Here is a 3,391-nt window from a genome sequence, read left to right on the forward strand (position 1 = left end):
TGTTACGTCCCGCCAATTTTGAGGTTTGGCGAGGGGTGTTTGTCGCGGTTTCGGCAAGAGCGAGTTTAGGAACATCGCCTTGACCATCGCGAGACACGACGGGCGTAAAGAAGGCCAGTACTCCTCTGATATCGTGCGACGTTTCCGGACCTCGTACGAACATCAGAACAGACTGGCCTATGCATCGGATTGTATTCGCGTTTCCCACTCTCGAACAACATCTTCGCGCCGTTCGTGCCACCCCGCAGTCGTACCGGCCCAAGGTCTGCATCCATTGCGGTGGCGCCTGTCTGTGGTGCCATGGCTGCTACCACCGCAAGGCCGACCGCGGCGAGGACGGCTCGCTCAATCCGGCACCGGTTCCACGCTTTCGTTGCCCAACGTGCCGCCGCACCTGCTCGCGCCTGCCGCTGTGCATCTGCCCACGCCGCTGGTACGACTGGGCACTGCAGCAGCAAGTCCTGCTGCTCCTGCTCATCGGCGCATCGCTGCGCCGCGTGGCCGCCGTGTTCGCGCTGAGCTACCACACCGTGCGGCGCTGGTGGCACTGGCTCCAGGCGCACGGCGCGACCTTCATGTTCCATCTGCGCAGCCGCTTTGCCGAACTGGGCCGCGCCGCCGATTCCACCACGTTCTGGCTCACCTGCTTCGCGCGAATGCCGTTGTGTGAGGCAATGGCCTGGCTCGATCACGACGACCAGGATGTCCCGTGATCAATTGACTCCAACGCGGGCCGCGATGGGCCAATTCGCATTGGCACCGGGACTCCACACACTTTGCCCACTGCCGCCGGATTCGGATTGCAGGTCTCATGGCGTTTCCCTTTTTACGAGGAACGTTCATGAATGACATCGATCCGAAGGCACTGTTTCGCCTGTCCGTGCTGGGCCCGCTGGTCAGCCGCGAGAAGCTGGGCCGCGGCGAGCTGCAGCAGCTCCTGCGGCAACTGGCCCGCCAGGAGTATGCGATCCCCGGCTCGCGCCGGCGCCACATCGGCGAGAAGACCCTGCAGGCCTGGTACTACGCCTGGCGGCGCGAGGGCATCGCGGGGCTGGCCGACAAGCCCCGCACCGATACCGGCCGCTCCAAGCTGCCCGAGCCGGTGCAAACCGCGGTGCTGGCCGCCAAGCGCGAGAACCCGCGCCGCTCGATTCGCCAGATTCGCCTGCTGCTCGAGGCCAGCGGCGTTGTGCCGCGCGACTCGCTCTCGCGCTGCGCGGTGCACCGCCTGCTTCAGACGCATGGGCTCTCGCGCATTGCCGGCCCAGCGGTCGTGCCCGACGAGAAGCGCAGCTTCGTGGCCGAACACGCCGGCTCCATCTGGTACGGCGACGTCATGCACGCACCCACGCTGTCGTTCGGCGGCCGGCGCATGAAGACCTATCTCGTCTCGCTCATGGATGACGCCTCGCGGCTCATCGCCCACAGCGCCTTCTGCCTGTCCGAGACGGCGCTGGATATCGAGGGCGTGCTCAAGCAGGCGCTGCTCAAGCGCGGCGTGCCAAAGATGATCGTCGTCGACAACGGCGCAGCGTATCGCGCTTCGACCCTGCAGGGCATCTGCGCACGCCTGKCGATCCGACTGGTCTATTGCCGGCCATACGCACCAGAAGGCAAGGGGAAGTTGGAACGCTGGCACCGGACCCTACGCGAGCAGTTCCTCGCCGAGCTCGACATCACCCATCTGCGCGACCTGGCCGACCTGAACGCCCGCCTGTGGGCCTGGGTCGAGCAGGTCTATCACCGCAACCCACACAGCGCGCTCGATAACCAAACGCCGCTGGCCCGCTATCAGCAGGACCTGCCCAGGATCCGCTCGCTGGGCTCGCTGGCCGCGCAACTCGATGAGCTGTTCCTGCATCGCGTCGCGCGCCACGTGCGTCGCGATGGCACGGTGTCGTTCCAGGGCAAGCGCTTCGAGGTCCCGTACGAGCTGACCGGCCAGACCGTGCAGCTCGTCGTCGATCCGCATACCGCGACGGTCAGGCGGGTCGAGAGCGAATCCGGACAGCCGCTGGGCGCCGCCACCGAACTCGACGCCGTTGCAAACCTCACCCGCCGGCGTCGCAAGCCCCTGTCGGAACCGGCGACCGGCGAACCTGCCTCGCCGGGGCCCAATCTGATCGAGCTCGTTCACCAGCGCCACTACGCACCGGAGGCATGACATGTACCGACAACACTTCGGCCTGCGTCGTGCGCTGCTGGACAAGGATTCGACCGAACTGTGGGACGACGGTGCGCTCGCCCAGTTGACTGAGCGCTTCCAGTGGCTGCTGACCAGCCCCGGCATCGGCCTGCTCACCGGCGAGCCCGGCGTGGGCAAGACCGCCGCGCTGCGCCACATCACCCGCACGCTCAATCCGCATCGCTATCTGGTCATCTACTTGGCCGAGACCGAGTTCGGGCGCGTCGATCTGTACCGGGCGCTGGCCCGCGCGCTCGGCCTCGAACCCGGCTATCGGCGCGCCGACCTGTGGCGCGACCTGAAGCAGCGCATCACCGAGCTGGCCGACAGCAAGCAATTGCTGCCCGTGTGGATCATCGACGAAGCCCAGAACCTGCCGCCCGAGTTCTTCCGCGACTTCCCGTCGTTCCTGAACTTCGCCTTCGATGCCCGTGACCTGCTCACCGTCTGGTTCGCCGGTCATCCGAGTCTGGCCAGTACGCTCGAGCGCGCGCCGTACGCCGCCTTGTATGGACGCATTCAGGCGCGTGTGCTGTTCAAACCGGTCTTCGAGCGTGAACGCTTCGCGCAGCTCATTGCGCACGCGCTCAAGAGCGCCGGCTGCACCCACACGCTGCTGGCCGACTCCGGGCTCGAACTGCTGCGGCAGGCCTCGCGTGGCCTACCGCGGCAGGCCGGGCGCATCTTGCGCACCACCATGCAATTGGCCGTTCCGAAAGGGCTCAATCACCTGCCAGACGAGCTGCTTCAACAGGCTATCGAGGAGTTGCGATGACTGCCGGTAGTCAACACAAGGAGTCTTCCCGCATGCGATCCAAGAACACGCCCCGTCCTGCCATGCCCCCGATGCCGATTCCACCCACACTATCTGACGAGGCAGCCGCGCAAATCCAGCACTTCCTCTCAGATTGCTTCCTGTGGTTCAGCGCCACGTACCGGGACCAGATCCGCCGCTATTACGAACCATGGCACGGTGGCGGCAAACGCCAACCCCGTCTGGACGATCCGTTCTAAGCAACAGCCCCGGCCATCCCGGGGCTGTTTGCCCTTCGCCCCCCTTCATCGTGCGACGATTCTCGGACTTCGCCTCATTCCATCTCACGCTACGCCGGAGTTGCTCTGCGCCTCCGGCAACCCGCGACGATTGCCGACGTCTCACCTCGAATAGCTCGCGACGCCGCTCCTCAAATAGCCCGGGACGTAACA

4 protein-coding genes are annotated in these 3,391 nt (G+C 65.6%); all 4 read left to right on the forward strand.

Annotated features, from left to right (window positions below; translation table 11 throughout):
• Window positions 1-179 precede the first annotated feature (179 nt).
• The 4 genes from AC1DN0_RS40675 to AC1DN0_RS40690 all read left to right on the forward strand — a co-directional run bounded on the left by AC1DN0_RS40675 (window position 180) and on the right by AC1DN0_RS40690 (window position 3,199).
• Window positions 180-713: a DUF6431 domain-containing protein gene (locus tag AC1DN0_RS40675; protein ID WP_267606736.1), complete on the forward strand. Its 534-nt coding sequence runs from the start codon at window positions 180-182 to the stop codon at window positions 711-713.
• Window positions 714-841: 128 nt separating this feature from the next.
• Window positions 842-2,164, forward strand: coding sequence for a DDE-type integrase/transposase/recombinase (locus AC1DN0_RS40680; protein ID WP_477144638.1), 1,323 nt, complete (start codon window positions 842-844; stop codon window positions 2,162-2,164).
• 1 nt (window position 2,165) lies between these two features.
• On the forward strand, window positions 2,166-2,960 hold the full coding sequence (locus AC1DN0_RS40685) for an ExeA family protein (protein ID WP_477104153.1): 795 nt from the start codon (window positions 2,166-2,168) through the stop codon (window positions 2,958-2,960).
• Between the two features lie 32 nt (window positions 2,961-2,992).
• A complete protein-coding gene (locus AC1DN0_RS40690; protein ID WP_477104152.1) occupies window positions 2,993-3,199 on the forward strand; it encodes a hypothetical protein in 207 nt (68 codons plus the stop codon).
• Window positions 3,200-3,391 lie beyond the last annotated feature (192 nt).

It is taken from the genome of Cupriavidus sp. 05N39 (assembly GCF_056397325.1).